The organism is Yersinia sp. Marseille-Q3913 (assembly GCF_963892745.1).
Taxonomy (GTDB): Bacteria; Pseudomonadota; Gammaproteobacteria; order Enterobacterales; family Enterobacteriaceae; genus Yersinia; species Yersinia bercovieri.
In genome coordinates, this window is sequence record NZ_CAWQAF010000005.1 from 61,093 (window position 1) to 77,527 (window position 16,435).

Consider the following 16,435-nt stretch of genomic DNA (forward strand, 5'->3'; position numbering starts at 1 on the left):
CTCTGTCCCCATAGCCCTAGACTAAAGCTTGCGCCAGCAACGTAATTGGATGCTCACACTTCTTGCTCGTCGACATCTCAATCTGCCATTTGCAGGTTTCGCAGTCGGTGATCACCAGATCGACACCGCTCTCCTCAATTTGCTGGAATAGCGATGCTCCTATCCCTTGCGCTGTGGCGTAATTCTCTGATTTAAAACCATAGGTCCCGGCGATGCCGCAACACTGAGAATCTAGCACCACCAGCTCAATATTGGGAATGCGCTGCAATAAAGCCAGGGTATAGGCGGTCCAGCCCATTTTCTCCATGTGACATGGCGTGTGGTAGGCGATGCGCAGTGGCTTGTTTTTTGAGGAAAAAAGAGCTTTCAGCGGCAATTCACGCCCCTGATCCAATAAGCGATAGAGGTAGCGAGTGGCCAATTCCACCTTGTCGCGCACGGGCGCAGTATCGACATCCAACAAATGCGGATACTCATCGCGCAGCGTAAAAGTACAGCTGGAGGAGGTGGCGACCACCGGAATATCTCGTCCAATCACGGCGTCAGTCAGTGATTCCAGATTGACCCGCGCCTGTTTTTTCGCCTGCTCAATAAAACCATTAGCGATCAGCGGTACACCGCAGCACTTCTCCCGCTTAAGCAGTTGCACGCCAATGTTCATCGCGTTGAATACGCTGACTAAATCTTTCCCCAGCTGCGGGTGGTTGTAGTTAACAAAACAGCCGTGGAAAAACGCGACCTGCTCCGCATATTGCTGCTGTTTCTCGGCCTGTTTGTGATACCAACGGCGAAAGGTGCCGAACGAATATTTCGGCAATTCACGGCGGTGGTCAATCTTCAGCGCTTTATCCAGCAAGGTCCGCACGGGTTTCAAACCCGTGATCGCATTAATAACCGGCGCGAATGGCGTCGAGAGTGTACCCATGATGTCGGTATGACTGAGGATCGCGTCGCGCAGTTTCGGTTTATGGCTACTGTAATTGGCTTTAGCGCGCTGGATGATGTCACCGATTTTGACATCCGACGGGCAGGCAACCTCGCAGCGTTTACAGTTGGTGCAATATTTCAATGCATCGTCATACAGCGCCGGATCTTTCAGGCGCAGGCGCTCACCATCCGGGCCGGCTTGCTTCGGCCCCGGATAGAGCGGGTTGACCTTCGCCACTGGGCAATAGGTGGTGCAAACCGTGCATTTAATGCAACTTTCAAAACTGTTATCTCGCGCCAAATGCTTATCCTGCGGTAGATCCTGAGAAAAAGTGCCGCTCTCTTTGTTCTGTGGCAACCCGGTCATAATGTCACCTCCATAGCGCTGACAATCTGCTCAGCGACGAACAGGGCGCTGGTCAGTGATACGCCCGCGCCACAGCCCTGTTGCAGCGGATCGTATCCCCCCAACACCGCGCCGATCACGTGCAGATTATCCAGTGCAACACCGCCACGCAGCGCCCGTAGCCGGTTGTCGGTGTTAGCACCAAATTGTAGGTAAGGCTGCGGGGCAAACATATTGCTGCGGCTCCAGTCAGCCCGGTTCGGCAGCGATAAGATATCCAGATCCAGTATCGGCTCATAAACATGCTCGAAGGTGGCAACCAGCCCATTGCTGAAGAAGCTACCGCTGGCGAGCACTATTTGGGCCGCGCGCAACGGAATGTCGCCATGGTTGCGGCTATACAGTCCGGTAATTCGGTTACCCACCAATTCAGCGCGCAGTACCGCGTCGCCGGGCATGGTGATGCCGCCCAACTGCTGGAAGCGCTGGCGCAGCGCCTGATGCAAGCGGATGCCGAGTAACGAAGGCGGCAGTGTCGGTAGCAGCTGAATCGGTTTGCCGACTGCCGCGCGCAGCGCCTCCAGCGGAGCGGACTCATCCAGCCCGATGCAGGCTGGCAGTAAAATCATTTCCGCATCCGATGATAAGCGCGCTAGCTCATCTGCCAGTGGTTGCCGATTCTCCGGTAGATCCAGCAGGCGGGCGATATTCACCGCACGGAATTCACTGGGGTTATCGCGCAAGCGGTCGAGTGCCGGCAAATGCAGATAATCCGCCGTGGCTTCAACACCCTGCTCCTGCAAAGCGCTGGCGACCATCTGTGGCTGAAAATCGAGGAAGCCTTCAATGCCAATAACCGCGACGTTTTGCCATGGTAGTGGGCCTTCCAGTGGCGCAACCGGAATATCCGCCGGGCTGAGCCAGGTGGGTCGGCAGCCACCTAATGGCGTCAAGCGCAGGTGATTTTTGGCCGCACTGCCCACCAGTTTCAGGCCACAACGCTGTAACAGGGCTTCGGCTTGTGGCGCTAATTCACTCAATTCGCCCACTACTCCGGCCTGGCGCATTTTGCTGTAGGGGTGTTCAGGGGCCAATTCAGCCAAAGCATCAATTGCTGTTAACGGCTGGCTGACCACGCGCCCGTCGGGTAATTTTGCCAATAGATCCAAAGAGCCGGAGGAGAAGTGCAGCGCATTTTGGCCCGCGCTGACAATTGCACAATATTTGCCTTGCTCAGCCAGCCGTATCCCACAAGCCAGGCCAGCCAGGCCACCGCCGATGATAATGACATCAAATTTCATCGTGTTTCTCCTGAACAGGGGCCACGGGCGGGGTGTCATCCAAACCACACAATCCCTGATAGACCCAATGAGTAAACTCACTCTCCCGCAACGCGTCGCCCCAGGCTATTGGGCGCACACCTTTCCAGCGCTCATTGAGAAATTGCACCAGCTGTTCGCGGGATTGTTGCGGAGTCGTCACTTTAAAGCGGCTGAGTAAACCGGCGGCCCGACAGGCGCAAAGTTCGCCCTGACAGGTGCCCATGCCGACGCGGGTGCGGCGGCGTAAATCCAGCAGGTTGTTCACGGATAATGACTCAACGGCATAGCGCACTTCACCCGCCGTGACCGCTTCACATTCGCAGACCAGGCTGTTGTCGAGCCGATTCCCCGCCAGGAGCTGTGTCGCGCGGTCGCCGTGGCGATAAACCGCAGAACCGCGAATGCTGGCGGGCAGCGAAATCACTTTGCTGAGGGTCTGTTCCGCCGATTGTTGCGAGCCGGGTAGCGGCTCTTGGGCGGTGGTGCAGCTCGCGGTCACACCCAGTTTTTCGCACACTTTATCGGTGGCCCACTCCGCCATCAGACGGTAGGTCATCAGTTTGCCGCCGGTGATGGTGATGAAGCCTTCCAGCCCATCACGGCTGGCATGATCCAGTAGCACGATGCCACGACTGACATTGCGCCCTGACGGATCATCATCACTGGCCACCAGCGGTCTGACGCCCGCGTAAGCCCGTAGAATGCGGGTTTGCGCCAGTTGTGGCGAGAGTTTTGACCCTTCGCGGATTAAGGTGTCCACCTCTTGCGCGGTGACCACCATATTGTCTATTTGGTCATATTCGATGTGGGTGGAGGTGGTGCCGATCAATGAGATGGTGTCGCCGGGGACCAAAATATCCGCATCCGCCGGTTTACGGCAGCGGTTGATCACCATGTTATTGATCCGATGGCCGAGGATCAGTAGCGCGCCTTTGGCAGGAAACATGCGAATACGAAGATCCGCGTATTCGGCAATGTGCTGCCCCCAGATCCCAGCGGCATTTACCACAATCTGCGCATGGATCTCATATTGGCGATGATTTTTATGATCGAAAACGCGCACGCCGCTCACACGGTCACCCTGGCGTAAAAGACCGATAACTTCATGATAAGTCAGCACATTCGCACCGTGCTCACGAGCATCCAGCATATTGGCAGCGGTTAAGCGGAAGGGATCAACAGTGCCATCTGGGACGCGAACAGCGGCAATCAATGCGGGATTAGCAGCCGGTTCCAGCCGCAGGGCCTGTTTGGGATCAATGGCTTGCGCTTCGATCCCCGCCTCCTGACAGCGGGCGATAAATTGCTGCTGATACTCCAGAGAGTCTTCTGGCAGGGTGATAAACAGGCCATCTGTTTGCTCAATACAGTGGCGAGCAATACGTTTTAGGATCCGGTTTTCTTCAATACATTCACGGGCGGACTCGCCATCAGTCACCGCATAACGTGCGCCACTGTGTAGTAAACCGTGGTTGCGACCCGTTGCGCCGGTGGCAATGTCATGCCGCTCCAACAACGTACAAGCCAAACCCCGGCGGGCGCAGTCTCGTGCGATCCCTGCGCCGGTTGCGCCGCCACCGATGATGATGACATCCGTTTCTGTGTAAGGAGAACTGTTCGTCATGAAAGACCCCGCATTATCAGACAGCCGCCTGGCGGCTAATTATGCGTCTATTGAGCCACACTCTTTATGGGTATTGTTTGATAAGGAACAAAAACGAACTAAAAACGAAACTATTATGGTGCTTTAAAACCATGATTGTGATCAAAGTCACAGGTAATTTCTCATTACTGGTTTCAAAATGTTAACCAATCGCTCAAAATTGCCCCTGCTTTCATATAACTGTAACAAATGCGCCATCACTCACAGATAAGTAGCTCGAATTTATCTAGCATGGCGTTCGTTATAGAACATAAACGAGAGCATGTACGCCGTTTAACCACCGGGTAGAGAAACCGGGGTAAAAAACAACAAAAAGCCATCGGAGGCACTCATGTTGAGTATTTTCAAGCCCGCGCCACATGTGGCACGGCTTCCCACAGACCAGGTCGATCCAACTTACCGCCGCTTACGCTGGCAAATATTCATGGGCATTTTCTTTGGGTATGCTGCCTACTATCTCGTGCGTAAAAACTTTACTTTGGCTATGCCGTATTTGATCGAACAGGGGTTCTCTCGCGGGGATCTTGGTTTCGCACTATCCGGTATTTCCATTGCTTACGGTTTCTCAAAATTCATCATGGGGTCGGTCTCTGACCGCTCGAATCCGCGGGTATTCCTCTCCGCCGGTTTGATTCTCTCCGCCGCCGTGATGCTGTTTATGGGCTTCGTGCCTTGGGCGACCTCCAGCATTGCCGTGATGTTTGTGCTGCTGTTCTTGTGCGGCTGGTTCCAGGGGATGGGTTGGCCGCCGTGTGGCCGAACCATGGTGCACTGGTGGTCGAAGAAAGAGCGCGGCAGTATCGTGTCGGTCTGGAACTGCGCCCATAACGTGGGTGGCGGTTTGCCGCCATTGCTGTTCCTGCTGGGGATGGCGTGGTTTAACGACTGGAAAGCAGCACTCTATATGCCTGCGTTCGGTGCCATTTTGGTGGCATTGATTGTCTTTGGGCTGATGCGCGATACCCCTCAATCTGTGGGCTTACCGCCGATTGAAGAGTACAAAAACGACTATCCGGACGATTACAGTAAAGAAGCGGAAGAAGAGCTGACAGCGAAGCAGATCTTCATGCAGTACATCTTGCCCAACAAGCTGTTGTGGTACATCGCGATTGCTAACGTTTTTGTCTATTTGCTGCGTTACGGCATCCTCGACTGGTCACCTACCTACCTGAAAGAAGTGAAGCACTTCGCGCTGGATAAATCGTCATGGGCATATTTCCTGTATGAATACGCTGGTATTCCAGGGACACTGCTGTGCGGTTGGATGTCCGACAAAGTGTTTAAAGGCAACCGTGGTGCAACTGGCGTGTTCTTTATGACGCTGGTGACTATCGCGACCATCATTTACTGGCTGAACCCGGTCGGTAATCCGGGTATCGATATGGCCTGTATGATCACCATCGGCTTCCTGATCTATGGCCCGGTGATGTTGATTGGTTTACATGCCCTTGAATTAGCACCGAAAAAAGCGGCAGGGACGGCGGCGGGCTTCACCGGCCTGTTCGGTTACCTAGGTGGCTCGGTTGCGGCGAGTGCCATCGTCGGTTACACCGTTGACTACTTCGGTTGGGATGGCGGCTTTATGGTCATGATTGGCGGCAGTATTCTGGCCGTAATATTACTGATCGTCGTGATGTTCAGCGAGAAAAAGCATCACGAAGAGCTGGCGAGAAAGCAGGACCTATAAGTTCTGATAGTTCAGCGAGTTAAGTTGATGACAGGCTGTGTCGTTATTTATGGATTGGATAGCGTCACGGCCTTTTTTACCCCCTAGAACCTATACCCAATAGATTTCAAGATGGAGCACTATCAATGCAAACCCACATCAAAACCGTGTTGGCGAGTATTATTCTGGCATCTTCAATAGCCGGTCAGGCGCAAGCGGCGGAACCATTAGCTAAAGATAAATCAGCAGAAAAAGTTGTTATCGCGCATCGCGGTGCCAGTGGCTATCTACCTGAGCACTCCCTGCCCGCTAAAGCTATGGCTTATGCGCAAGGCGCTGATTATCTTGAGCAAGATCTGGTGATGACCAAAGATAATGAGCTGGTGGTGCTGCACGACCATTATCTGGATCGGGTGACAGATGTCGCCGATCGCTTCCCCGATCGCGCACGCAAAGATGGCCGTTATTACGCCATTGATTTTACACTGCCGGAAATCAAGTCACTGAAATTTACCGAAGGTTTTGATATTGATAAGAATGGTAAAAAAGTGCAGAGCTATCCGGGCCGTTTCCCGATGGGCAAATCTGACTTCCGCGTGCACACCTTCCAGGAAGAGATTGAATTTGTTCAGGGGCTGAATCATTCGACCGGTAAGAACATTGGCATTTATCCTGAAATCAAAGCGCCGTGGTTCCATAAGCAGGAGGGTAAAGATATCTCCACCAAGGTGCTGGAAGTGTTGAAGCAGTATGGTTATACCAACAAAGCCGATAAGGTTTATCTGCAATGCTTTGATGCGAATGAGTTAAAGCGCATTAAAAATGAGCTGGAACCGAAGATGGGCATGAACCTGAAGCTGATTCAGTTGGTGGCCTATACCGATTGGAATGAGACCTACGAGCAGAAGCCAGATGGCAAGTGGGTGAATTACAGCTACGACTGGATGTTCAAGCCAGGCGCAATGAAGCAAGTGGCGCAGTATGCTGACGGCATCGGCCCTGACTACCATATGCTGGTTGTTGAAAGCTCCACGCCGAATAACATCAAGTTGACGGATATGGTCAAGGAAGCCCATGCCAATAACATGATGGTTCATCCGTTCACTATCCGTGCGGATAAACTGCCTAAATACGCCACTGACGTCAATCAGCTGTTCGACATTATCTACAACCAGGCGCAGGTTGATGGGGTGTTTACCGACTTCCCAGATAAGGGCGTGCAGTTCCTGCAAAAGCAGGGGCAGCATCAGTAAGTTAAAGCCCGAAAGTTGAAAGACGAAGTTAAAAAAATAAGTTAAAAAGTGGCGTGATTATCGTTATCGCGCCACTTTTTTGCCTGATGGAAAAGCAACTTCTATTTATCTGTGCCTAAAAACATCTTGCGCAGATAGTGTGGCACCGCATCATCAGCATTCGAACCAATCACTTCCAGATTCGGCAACATATCTTTCAGGCGCTGGTGGGCATCCTGCATGATGCAACCTTTACCCGACATAGAGAGCATCTCCAAATCATTCATGCCATCGCCAAACGCGATGCACTCTTTAAGTGAATAGCCGATGATTTTGGCAACTTGCTCAAGGGCGTGGCCTTTGGATACACCGCCGCCCATCACTTCCAAACAGGTCGGAAAGGAGAAACTGACATTCACGCGATCGCCCCAACGTGCGTTGATGGCCTCTTCCAAAATCAATAATTTGTCATGATCTTCGCAAGTAAAGTAAACCTTGCACACCCCTTCGGTCGGCAGCAATGCCGGTTCAAATACCTGATAGTTGAACACCGATTCGCGGAAAAACTCTTTCTGCGCCGGGCTTTCGCGGTTCATGTACCAGTCATCGTTCAGATAGACGTTAGTCAGAATATCGGGGTTGTGGTGTTCAATGTTGTACAAATCACGGGCAATATCCGCATCGAGGTTATGGGTGAAAATCAGCTCCCCCTCAGTGTTATGTACGCGAGCGCCGTTGGAGGTGATCATAAAGGCGCTGATCTCCAGGCTGTCACGGATTTGCGCCACATCAATATGATGACGGCCAGTGGCGAACACAAAGTGCACATCACGCTGAGTCAGCAACTTTAGTGTCTCTTTGGCATAAGGCGTCAGAATGTGATCTGGTGATAGCAGCGTGCCATCTAAATCGGAAGCAACGACATGATACATAACGGTATGTTCTAACCTCTGGTGGCGTCGGGGCCTTCATGGCCGACTGATGGTTGATGTTGCGCAAAAAAGCGCAATATGGCGCTTAGCGCCTCGGCACGCAGTGTGTCCCGCTCAAACAGGATCTCATGGCGTGCGCCTTGAATGACCTTAGGCTGCCCCCCTTCGCAAGGGTGCCCCGCCAGCGTCATTGCCTGAGAAAAGGCGTTATGGGCCGGGTTATGTACCACCCGATCCTCACTGGCCTGTAACAACAGTACCGGTGTGGTAATTTTATCTGCTTGCGCGATAATTTGTTCACCCACCAGCAGACTTTCGCGGATCCAATGATAGGTTGGCCCGCCGACACGAATTTCAGGGGTGTCGGCGTATTGACGTAAATAGCGGCGATACCGCTCGCGGCTGTGGGTCAGCATATTGACCAAATAGGGCAGTGGCCGCCACTGCCCAGTGCCAATCGCGTAATAATCCCGCAGCTTCTGATGCCGCTCGGCCCAATCAACAATCCGGTGCGCCAGCCAGCCCGGCATCGGCAAGTGGATGCCAAACATTGGGGCGCATAAAGCCACAGCATCAAAGGCGGTCGGCTCTTGGGCCAGAAAACGCGTCAGAATCGCGCCCCCCATGGAGTGAGCGAGTGCAAAACGCTGCTGATAATGGCTATTGGTTATTTCGCGCTGCACCAGTTGCGCAAAATCCTCAATATAATCATCGAATTTGATCACATGACCGCGGTGATGATCAGCAAGCATCCGCCCGGATCGCCCCTGTCCACGATGATCCAGCACTATGACATCATAGCCTTGCTGGAACAGATCATAAGCGACTTCAGGATATTTGACGTAGCTTTCAATGCGGCCAGGCACCACCACCACCACGCGAGTATGTTGCGGCGCGCAAAAGCGGACATAGCGGATGGGGATGTTATCGACGCCGATAAACTCATCTTCATCTCGCTGTTGCCAGAAATCCAATAACGGCCCGTTCACAAAAGCAGCAAACTGCGCTTCGCGGTTGAGCCAATTATTCTTCTGATTATCTAACGGCATAGTATTTATCTAACGGCATAGTGTGATTGATTGCATCCTTAAGCCGAGCGAAGCTGCGATTATGTGAGCCATAGCACAACGATTAGCAATAGAGTATTGTGGCATAAAATGAGACATTCAGGGAACTTTGCCGATGACCTTAGACTGGTGGTTAACCTATCTGCTGACAACACTTATCCTCAGTCTCTCCCCTGGATCGGGTGCTATTAACACCATGAGCACCACCATCAGTCATGGCACTCGCGGGGTTATCGCCTCGATTTGCGGCTTACAACTGGGGCTGGCCGTTCATATTGTATTGGTTGGCGTGGGGCTTGGTGCACTCATTTCACAGTCACTGCTAGCATTCGAAATATTAAAATGGCTCGGGGCAGCTTACTTAATCTGGCTAGGCATTCAGCAGTGGCGGGCGGCCGGCGCACTGGATTTACATGCCCTTGCCAACAGTATGCCACGGCGAAAACTGTTTAAGCGCGCGGTGTTTGTTAACCTCACCAACCCGAAAAGCATTGTTTTTCTGGCCGCGTTGTTCCCGCAATTTGTGCTGCCGCATCAACCGCAAGTAGCGCAATACCTGATCCTCGGCAGCACCAGCGTGATTGTCGATATCATTGTGATGATAGGTTACGCCACCCTCGCCACGCGCATTGCTGGCTGGATCCGATCACCCCAGCAAATGAAATTGCTGAACCGAATCTTTGGTGGCTTATTTATGTTAATTGGCGCGCTATTGGCAACCGCCAGAAAAGTGTAATACAGCTATCAAAAATGATATTCCAACCGGGACGCCCCACCAATTGGAATATTATTCAGGTTGCAATATGGATTAGCGGGATAAAATCAGGTGAATGCCGAAACCGGCGAACAAGACCCCAGCCAGACCATCAATCCATTTGGATAACCGCTGATAACCACGGCGCATCACTGGCAGGGCAAAGACGCAGGCCACCACACTAAACCACACGAAAGTTTCAGCCACGATCAGCACAAATAAGCCCCACCGCACACTGGCGCTCACATCATCGCCAACAAACAATGAGAACACACTGCCGAAATAGATAACGGCTTTCGGGTTCGAGAGATTGGTCAGGAAGCCCCGCAGGAAAGTGCGGCCACGGGCAGGTAACGCAACTTGCACCTCACCTTCTATCCCATGACGTTTGGCACGGGCAGATTTCAATAATTGCCAGCCCATCCAGCACAGATACAAGCCGCCACCGACCATGATAATTTGGTGTAGCCACGCCATTTTCTGCAAAATCAGGTTCAGCCCCATCAGTGCTACTCCCGCCCAGACAACAATGCCGAGAGAAATTCCGATCACCCCTTTCATCGCTTCACTGCGCGAACGGCTGGCGGCGGTTTGTGAAACAAAAAAGAAGTCAGGCCCCGGACTCATCAGCGCGACCAGGTGAACCAGTGCAACAGTCAGAAATAGCATTAGCATGGGTAAATTCTCTCTACAGGGAAAGCAGTGTGTTAATCATCGTTGTTATCCACATGGTCGCGGATCATCGCCATAAAGGGCGCACCAAAGCGCTCGAGTTTGCGTTGCCCCACACCTGTGACACTCAACAGTTCGCTGGCAGTAATTGGCATCTGCTCCGCCATCTCCAGCAAGGTGGTATCGTTAAACACCACATAAGGCGGAATATTGCCTTCGTCGGCGATAGATTTGCGCAGTTTGCGCAATTTGGCAAACAACTTGCGATCATAATTGCCGCCATAGGATTTTTGATTAGCGCTGCTGCGCACTTTCAAACTTTGAATGCGCGGCACCGCCAGTTGCAACGGCAATTCAGCACGCAATACCGGACGCGCGGCCTCGGTCAGTTGTAGGGCCGAAAACTGGGCGATATTCTGGCTCAGTAGCCCCAGATGAATCAGTTGGCGCAATACACTGACCCAGTGTTCATGGCTCTGCTCGCGGCCCAAGCCGTACACCGAGAGTTTGTCATGACCAAACTCGCGGATGCGCTGGTTATTGGCCCCGCGCAGCACTTCGACGATATAACCCAGACCAAAGCGCTGCCCAACGCGATACACGCAGGAGAGGGCTTTTTGTGCATCAGCCAGGCCATCGTAACGTTTTGGCGGATCGAGACAGATATCGCAGTTGCCGCACGACTGCTGCTTACCTTCACCAAAATAGTTGAGCAACACTAACCGACGGCAGGTTTGCGCTTCAGCAAACGCCCCCATGGCATTTAATTTATGCCGCTCAATATCTTGCTGCGCACCCGCGGGTTTCTCCTCCAGACAGCGGCGCAACCACGCCATGTCAGCCGGGTCATATAGCAGCACTGCTTCGGCGGGTAAACCATCACGCCCGGCACGCCCCGTCTCCTGATAGTAAGATTCGATGGTGCGCGGGATGTCAAAATGGACCACAAAGCGGACATTGGGCTTATTAATCCCCATGCCGAAAGCCACGGTGGCGACCACCACTTGCAAGTCATCGCGCTGGAAAGCTTCCTGCACCTGCGCCCGCCGTTCGTTATCCAGCCCCGCGTGGTAGGCGGCGACACTCAAGCCACGGCTTTGCAGGCGCGCTGTGGTGTCTTCCACTTTGGCGCGGCTGTTGCAGTAAATAATGCCACTTTTGCCGCGCTGGTCTTGGACAAAGCGCCACAATTGATCGAGCGGTTTGAACTTCTCCACCAAGGTGTAGCGGATATTCGGGCGGTCAAAGCTGCTAACCTGAATCAGTGGCTGATCCAGATTGAGTAAACGCACGATATCGCCCCGTGTGGCTTCATCAGCCGTGGCGGTCAGGGCAATTACCGGTAAATGAGGAAATCGTTGCTTTAGTTGCCCAAGGGCGCGGTATTCCGGGCGGAAGTCGTGGCCCCATTGGGAGATGCAGTGTGCTTCATCCACGGCTAACAGCGCAGGACGCCATTGATGCAGTTGGTCGAGGAAGCTCTCCATCACTAGCCGTTCTGGCGCGATATACAGCAGCTTAATCTGACCACTGCGGCAGCCGTCCATCACCGCCAATTGCTGCTCCCGCGTCTGTGACGAGTTTAAGCACCCCGCCCCCACACCATAGGCCAGCAGTTGATCGACCTGGTCTTTCATCAGGGAAATTAGGGGAGATACCACCAGCGTCAATCCGTCAGTCACCAGTGCCGGGATCTGATAACACAAGGATTTACCACCGCCCGTTGGCATCACGACCAGGCAGTCTTGCCCCTCTAGGGTGGCGTTGATAATTTCCTGTTGTCCGGGCCGGAACTGCTGATAGCCGAAAGTATCTCGCAATACTTGCACTGCCAGTAGTTCCCTATTTATCACTGCTGCGGTCGACACACTGTTCCCCAACTATAAGATCTGCACAGGCCGATAACCGGCCTGTGTCTGAAACTGTTCTAACGCCGGGTGACGTTAAAGGACATCGTTCAACATGATACCCACACCCACCCGTGTTTGCCTAAAGTTATAGTCGATCATTGACTCACCATAGCCGCTGAACACTTGCGTGTAGAAGCGAACATGACTGGTGATCGGGTAGCTCCAGCCCATCTCTGCGCCACCGAAACCGGTATTCCAGTTATAGTGACCATCAATACTGAACACGCTGTCACCCAGGGCATAACCCACTTTCAGGCGATAATAACCCATGTATTTATTGATATCTGGGTTGTCATCTTTGGCATCATTTTCTGGCAGACGATACCAAGGTTTCAGGTCAATTTCCAAATCACCACGCTGTGCCATTACGCGGGTATAAACCCGATCCCAGCTACGTGAGGTGGGATCGGCTTTCCCGTTGGATTGGTGGTTATAACCAAACTCCACTTCACGGAAGGTCCAGCCAGCCAGTTCGTAATCTGTTGCCCATGCCAGGAACAGTTGCGGTTCATAGTTGGTTTCACGGAATGGCGAGGACTCATCACTATTCGACGCCTGCCACCAAGAACGCTGCGTATAGGACGCACCCAGCAATGAGTTCTCGCCAGCAATACCGCGCCAGATAGGGAAACCTAAACTCAGCTGAAACTTAACTTCATCTTTCTTGGCTTGCTGAGCCCAATCATAAGAGCTGATCGCATCCTTATTGATATCGCTGGTATAGGTATATAACAGATAGTTCGTTTCATACGGATAAAGCAGAAACGGGTTATCGTGATCCTGCAACATTGCCGCGATAATACTGCCGCGCACCGCAGGCGCATCATGAATACTCTCAACCTTTGCTGGCTCTGCCTGTACCAAGGTTGGCACCAGTAATAACCCTATCAATACCCGCCAAAATCTACCCATTATCATCCCCCATCATCTTACGAATTATTTCTATTTGTAATGAAAACAGCTCATTCTACACGCAAATGTTACCCGACCTTAGTATTGTTTGGGTTTATGACTTAACGACTGGAAAACAACAAAATAGAAGCATAAAATAAACAATTAGTTAACTTACAGTCTTATTACCCGTGGGTAATATCGAGAGAATAGAGCGCAATGTCAGTAACATCACTAACGTTAGAAGATGCTCGCCGCATGATCGGCGAAGTTTTTGTGTATCACATGCCCTTTAACCGTGAACTCGGGCTGAAATTAACCCGTTTCGAGCAAGACTACGCAGAAATCACTTTCGATAACAGTGACAAACTGGTCGGCAATGCCGCACAACGAATTCTGCACGGCGGGGTTATCGCCGCGGTACTGGATGTGGCCGCAGGATTAGTCTGTGTTGGTAACAGCTTAGTTCGCCATGAACCGCTGATCCAAGAACAACTACAAATGAAACTCGCCAAAATGGGCACTATCGACCTGCGTGTCGACTATTTGCGCCCCGGTCGTGGTGAGCATTTTATCGCCAGCAGCAGTATCTTGCGCAGTGGCAATAAGGTGTCTGTCGCCCGCGTTGAGTTGCATAATGATCAGCAAATTCATATCGCCAGCGCAACCGCGACCTATCTGGTTGGCTGATTTGATCTTCAGCGGTGATGATTCGTAGCCTGAAGTTAAGTACACTCACCGCATCTCCTCTCTTGTTCTGAGCCACACCATGGATAAACAACGAACTCGTCAGGGCATTTTTTTTGCTCTGGCCGCCTATTTTATTTGGGGTATCGCCCCCGCTTACTTCAAGCTCATCCAACAGGTGCCGGCTGATGAAATTTTGACCCATCGGATTATCTGGTCATTTTTCTTTATGTTGATTCTGCTCACCGTCAGCCGCAATTGGCCGCAAGTCCGCAGTGCCTGTAAAAATGGTAAGCGCCTGTTATTGCTGGCTGTGACCGCTGTATTAATTGCCAGTAACTGGCTCATATTTATCTGGGCAGTGAACAATAACCATATGCTGGAAGCCAGTTTGGGTTACTTCATTAATCCGCTGGTGAATGTGTTGTTTGGCATGATCTTTCTTGGTGAGCGCTTTCGTCGTATGCAGTGGGTGGCGGTGTCATTGGCTTTTGCCGGTGTGTTGATTCAGCTGTGGCAGTTTGGTTCTCTGCCCGTGATTGGGCTGAGTCTGGCGATTACCTTCGCTTTATATGGCCTGATACGCAAAAAGCTGGGGGTCGATGCCCAAACCGGTATGCTGGTTGAAACTCTGTGGCTGTTACCCATTGCGGCGGTCTATCTGTTCTTGATTGCCGATAGCCCAACCAGCCATATGAGCGCTAATGCCTGGTCGCTTAACCTGCTATTGGCCGCCGCCGGGGTGATTACCACCATCCCGTTGCTGTTCTTCACTGCCGCCGCCTCGCGTTTAAAGCTGTCGACACTGGGCTTTTTCCAGTATCTCGGGCCGACCCTGATGTTTATTCTGGCGGTCACCTTCTATGGTGAGACGATTGGCAGCGATAAGATGGTGACCTTCATCTTTATCTGGGTCGCCCTGCTGCTGTTCACGCTGGATGCGCTCTATACCCAACATAAGAGACGTAACCTAAAAGAGGCCTGATATTGCTGTCACAAAGCAAAACGCCCGCTGAGTGAGTCCGTGGGCGTTTTTTTATCGTGGCAGCAGTAGCGCAACGTTATAACCAATTTTTGCGTTTGAAATAGAGATAGGGTGCTAACCCCGCAATAATCATCAGCCCAATGGCCGCCGGATAACCGAACGACCAACGCAACTCGGGCATAAACTCAAAGTTCATCCCATAGCTGGATGCCACCAGTGTCGGCGGCAGAAAAACCACCGATACCACCGAGAATATCTTGATGATGCGGTTCTGCTCGATATTGATAAAACCCATCGCCGCCTGCATCAGGAAGTTCACTTTCTGGAACAAGGATTCATTGTGTGGCAGCAGGGATTCGATATCGCGCAGCACTTCTCGAGCTTGTTCCAACTGACCGCTGGGCAGCCGCGCCTTACGCACCAGGAAATTCAGCGCTCGCTGGGTATCCATCAGACAGAGTCGCACTTTCCAGCCGATATCTTCCTGTTCTGCCAAGGTCGAAAGCGCAGCATCATACTCATCGCCCTGCTGGCCTTCCATAATGACACGGCTTAACGCTTCCAGATCGCTGTAAATGTTTTCTATTTCATCGGCTAACTGTTCAATTTTGGTTTCGAACAGATCCAGCAGCAGTTCATAGGCATTGCCATCAACCAGCGTCTGGTTACGGGCCCGCATACGATACAAACGGAAAGCCGGTAATTCACGCTCACGCAGGGTATAAAGGCGGCCATCACGGATGGTAAATGCCACGGTTGAGTTACCGGCGTGGTCTTCCGCATCTTCGTAATAGAAGAAGGAGTGAATATGCAAACCATCTTCATCTTCGAAGAAACGGGCGGATGCTTCGATGTCGTCCAGCTCTGGCCGGGTTGCCAGGCTTTGCCCTAACTCAGACTGGACGCGTTCCCGCTCACCCTCTTCCGGCTCGACTAAATCGACCCAAATTGAGGTGGTCAGGTCATCTGATTCATCCAGCTCCAAACGGGATAAGCGATTGTTGCTTAATTTAAATGCGCTCAGCATGTGCCAAAACTCCCTTGCGGTGATGGATAGGGATAACGCATTGAAGCACAGAAACAGGCAAGTATTGAAAAATACTCTATGTTTCAGACCATAAGGAGATCTGACTCACAGCGACGGTTTAGCGGGGCCGCTGACAACCACGAAGGCTATCAGCAAATAGGAGGATAGCCTTAGAAGTTGCACCATATGAACAGGTTATTGAGCCAGCATCTACTGGGTGTGTCCAAGGCGAATGTCCTCATAAAGAATAGTGCGCGCATGTTACGCCGAGAAGAAAAAGACTGTCAACAGAGCGTTCAGAATTCTGTACTCAGTTCATTATGATAATGTGGGATTTTATGCCTTCAGGCGCCG

General features: G+C 52.0%; 15 protein-coding genes. 6 read left to right on the forward strand and 9 right to left on the reverse strand.

The annotated features are described in order from the left end of the window. Window positions 1-16 precede the first annotated feature (16 nt). The 3 genes from glpC to glpA are packed head-to-tail and all read right to left on the reverse strand — an operon-like array spanning window position 17 to window position 4,219. Complete coding sequence (gene glpC / locus AACW11_RS02745) at window positions 17-1,294, reverse strand: anaerobic glycerol-3-phosphate dehydrogenase subunit GlpC (protein ID WP_212585858.1); 1,278 nt, start codon at window positions 1,292-1,294, stop codon at window positions 17-19. Then, a complete protein-coding gene (glpB, locus tag AACW11_RS02750) occupies window positions 1,291-2,574 on the reverse strand; it encodes a glycerol-3-phosphate dehydrogenase subunit GlpB (protein WP_212585859.1) in 1,284 nt (427 codons plus the stop codon). Before glpB ends, glpC begins: the two co-directional genes overlap by 4 nt. After that, the gene (glpA, locus tag AACW11_RS02755) at window positions 2,564-4,219 is read right to left on the reverse strand and encodes an anaerobic glycerol-3-phosphate dehydrogenase subunit A (protein ID WP_212585860.1); all 1,656 of its coding nucleotides are present in this window, start codon (window positions 4,217-4,219) and stop codon (window positions 2,564-2,566) included. The genes glpB and glpA overlap by 11 nt, the downstream gene beginning before the upstream one ends. On the opposite strand from glpA, the gene AACW11_RS02760 reads away from it, so the two are divergent. The 3 genes from AACW11_RS02760 to glpQ all read left to right on the forward strand — a co-directional run bounded on the left by AACW11_RS02760 (window position 4,218) and on the right by glpQ (window position 7,177). Next, the gene (locus tag AACW11_RS02760; RefSeq protein ID WP_258953875.1) at window positions 4,218-4,346 is read left to right on the forward strand and encodes a hypothetical protein; all 129 of its coding nucleotides are present in this window, start codon (window positions 4,218-4,220) and stop codon (window positions 4,344-4,346) included. The two genes, glpA and AACW11_RS02760, sit on opposite strands and share 2 nt — an antisense overlap. Window positions 4,347-4,589: 243 nt before the next feature. Next, entirely contained in the window at window positions 4,590-5,945 is a 1,356-nt protein-coding gene (glpT, locus tag AACW11_RS02765; RefSeq protein WP_048618858.1) for a glycerol-3-phosphate transporter, read from the forward strand. 125 nt (window positions 5,946-6,070) lie between these two features. Next, window positions 6,071-7,177, forward strand: a complete 1,107-nt coding sequence (gene glpQ, locus AACW11_RS02770; protein WP_212585861.1) for a glycerophosphodiester phosphodiesterase — start codon at window positions 6,071-6,073, stop codon at window positions 7,175-7,177. 101 nt (window positions 7,178-7,278) lie between these two features. On the opposite strand, the gene yigL is transcribed toward glpQ, so the two are convergent. Together yigL and pldB are read right to left on the reverse strand one after the other, a co-directional pair. Then, window positions 7,279-8,088 (reverse strand): sugar/pyridoxal phosphate phosphatase YigL, encoded by an 810-nt coding sequence (yigL, locus tag AACW11_RS02775; RefSeq protein ID WP_212585862.1) that lies wholly within the window; start codon window positions 8,086-8,088, stop codon window positions 7,279-7,281. An 11-nt stretch (window positions 8,089-8,099) separates the two neighbouring features. Further along, entirely contained in the window at window positions 8,100-9,137 is a 1,038-nt protein-coding gene (gene pldB, locus AACW11_RS02780; RefSeq protein WP_212585863.1) for a lysophospholipase L2, read from the reverse strand. A 133-nt stretch (window positions 9,138-9,270) separates the two neighbouring features. Here pldB and rhtB point away from each other — a divergent pair, with 133 nt between their 5' ends. Continuing rightward, window positions 9,271-9,891 (forward strand): homoserine/homoserine lactone efflux protein, encoded by a 621-nt coding sequence (gene rhtB, locus AACW11_RS02785; RefSeq protein ID WP_212585864.1) that lies wholly within the window; start codon window positions 9,271-9,273, stop codon window positions 9,889-9,891. Window positions 9,892-9,963: 72 nt separating this feature from the next. Here the strand turns inward: rhtB and rhtC are convergent, their stop codons facing one another. The 3 genes from rhtC to pldA all read right to left on the reverse strand — a co-directional run bounded on the left by rhtC (window position 9,964) and on the right by pldA (window position 13,403). Beyond that, entirely contained in the window at window positions 9,964-10,584 is a 621-nt protein-coding gene (gene rhtC / locus AACW11_RS02790; protein WP_212585865.1) for a threonine export protein RhtC, read from the reverse strand. A 32-nt stretch (window positions 10,585-10,616) separates the two neighbouring features. Beyond that, on the reverse strand, window positions 10,617-12,449 hold the full coding sequence (gene recQ, locus AACW11_RS02795) for an ATP-dependent DNA helicase RecQ (protein ID WP_212585866.1): 1,833 nt from the start codon (window positions 12,447-12,449) through the stop codon (window positions 10,617-10,619). A gap of 75 nt (window positions 12,450-12,524) precedes the next feature. Continuing rightward, the gene (gene pldA, locus AACW11_RS02800; RefSeq protein WP_212585867.1) at window positions 12,525-13,403 is read right to left on the reverse strand and encodes a phospholipase A; all 879 of its coding nucleotides are present in this window, start codon (window positions 13,401-13,403) and stop codon (window positions 12,525-12,527) included. A 198-nt stretch (window positions 13,404-13,601) separates the two neighbouring features. Between pldA and AACW11_RS02805 the strand changes: the two genes are divergently transcribed. Continuing rightward, window positions 13,602-14,072 (forward strand): thioesterase family protein, encoded by a 471-nt coding sequence (locus AACW11_RS02805; protein ID WP_212585868.1) that lies wholly within the window; start codon window positions 13,602-13,604, stop codon window positions 14,070-14,072. A 79-nt stretch (window positions 14,073-14,151) separates the two neighbouring features. After that, entirely contained in the window at window positions 14,152-15,054 is a 903-nt protein-coding gene (gene rarD / locus AACW11_RS02810; RefSeq protein WP_212585869.1) for an EamA family transporter RarD, read from the forward strand. Between the two features lie 76 nt (window positions 15,055-15,130). Here rarD and corA read toward each other — a convergent pair whose 3' ends face one another. Beyond that, window positions 15,131-16,081, reverse strand: a complete 951-nt coding sequence (gene corA / locus AACW11_RS02815) for a magnesium/cobalt transporter CorA (protein ID WP_212585870.1) — start codon at window positions 16,079-16,081, stop codon at window positions 15,131-15,133. Between the last annotated feature and the right edge of the window lie 354 nt (window positions 16,082-16,435).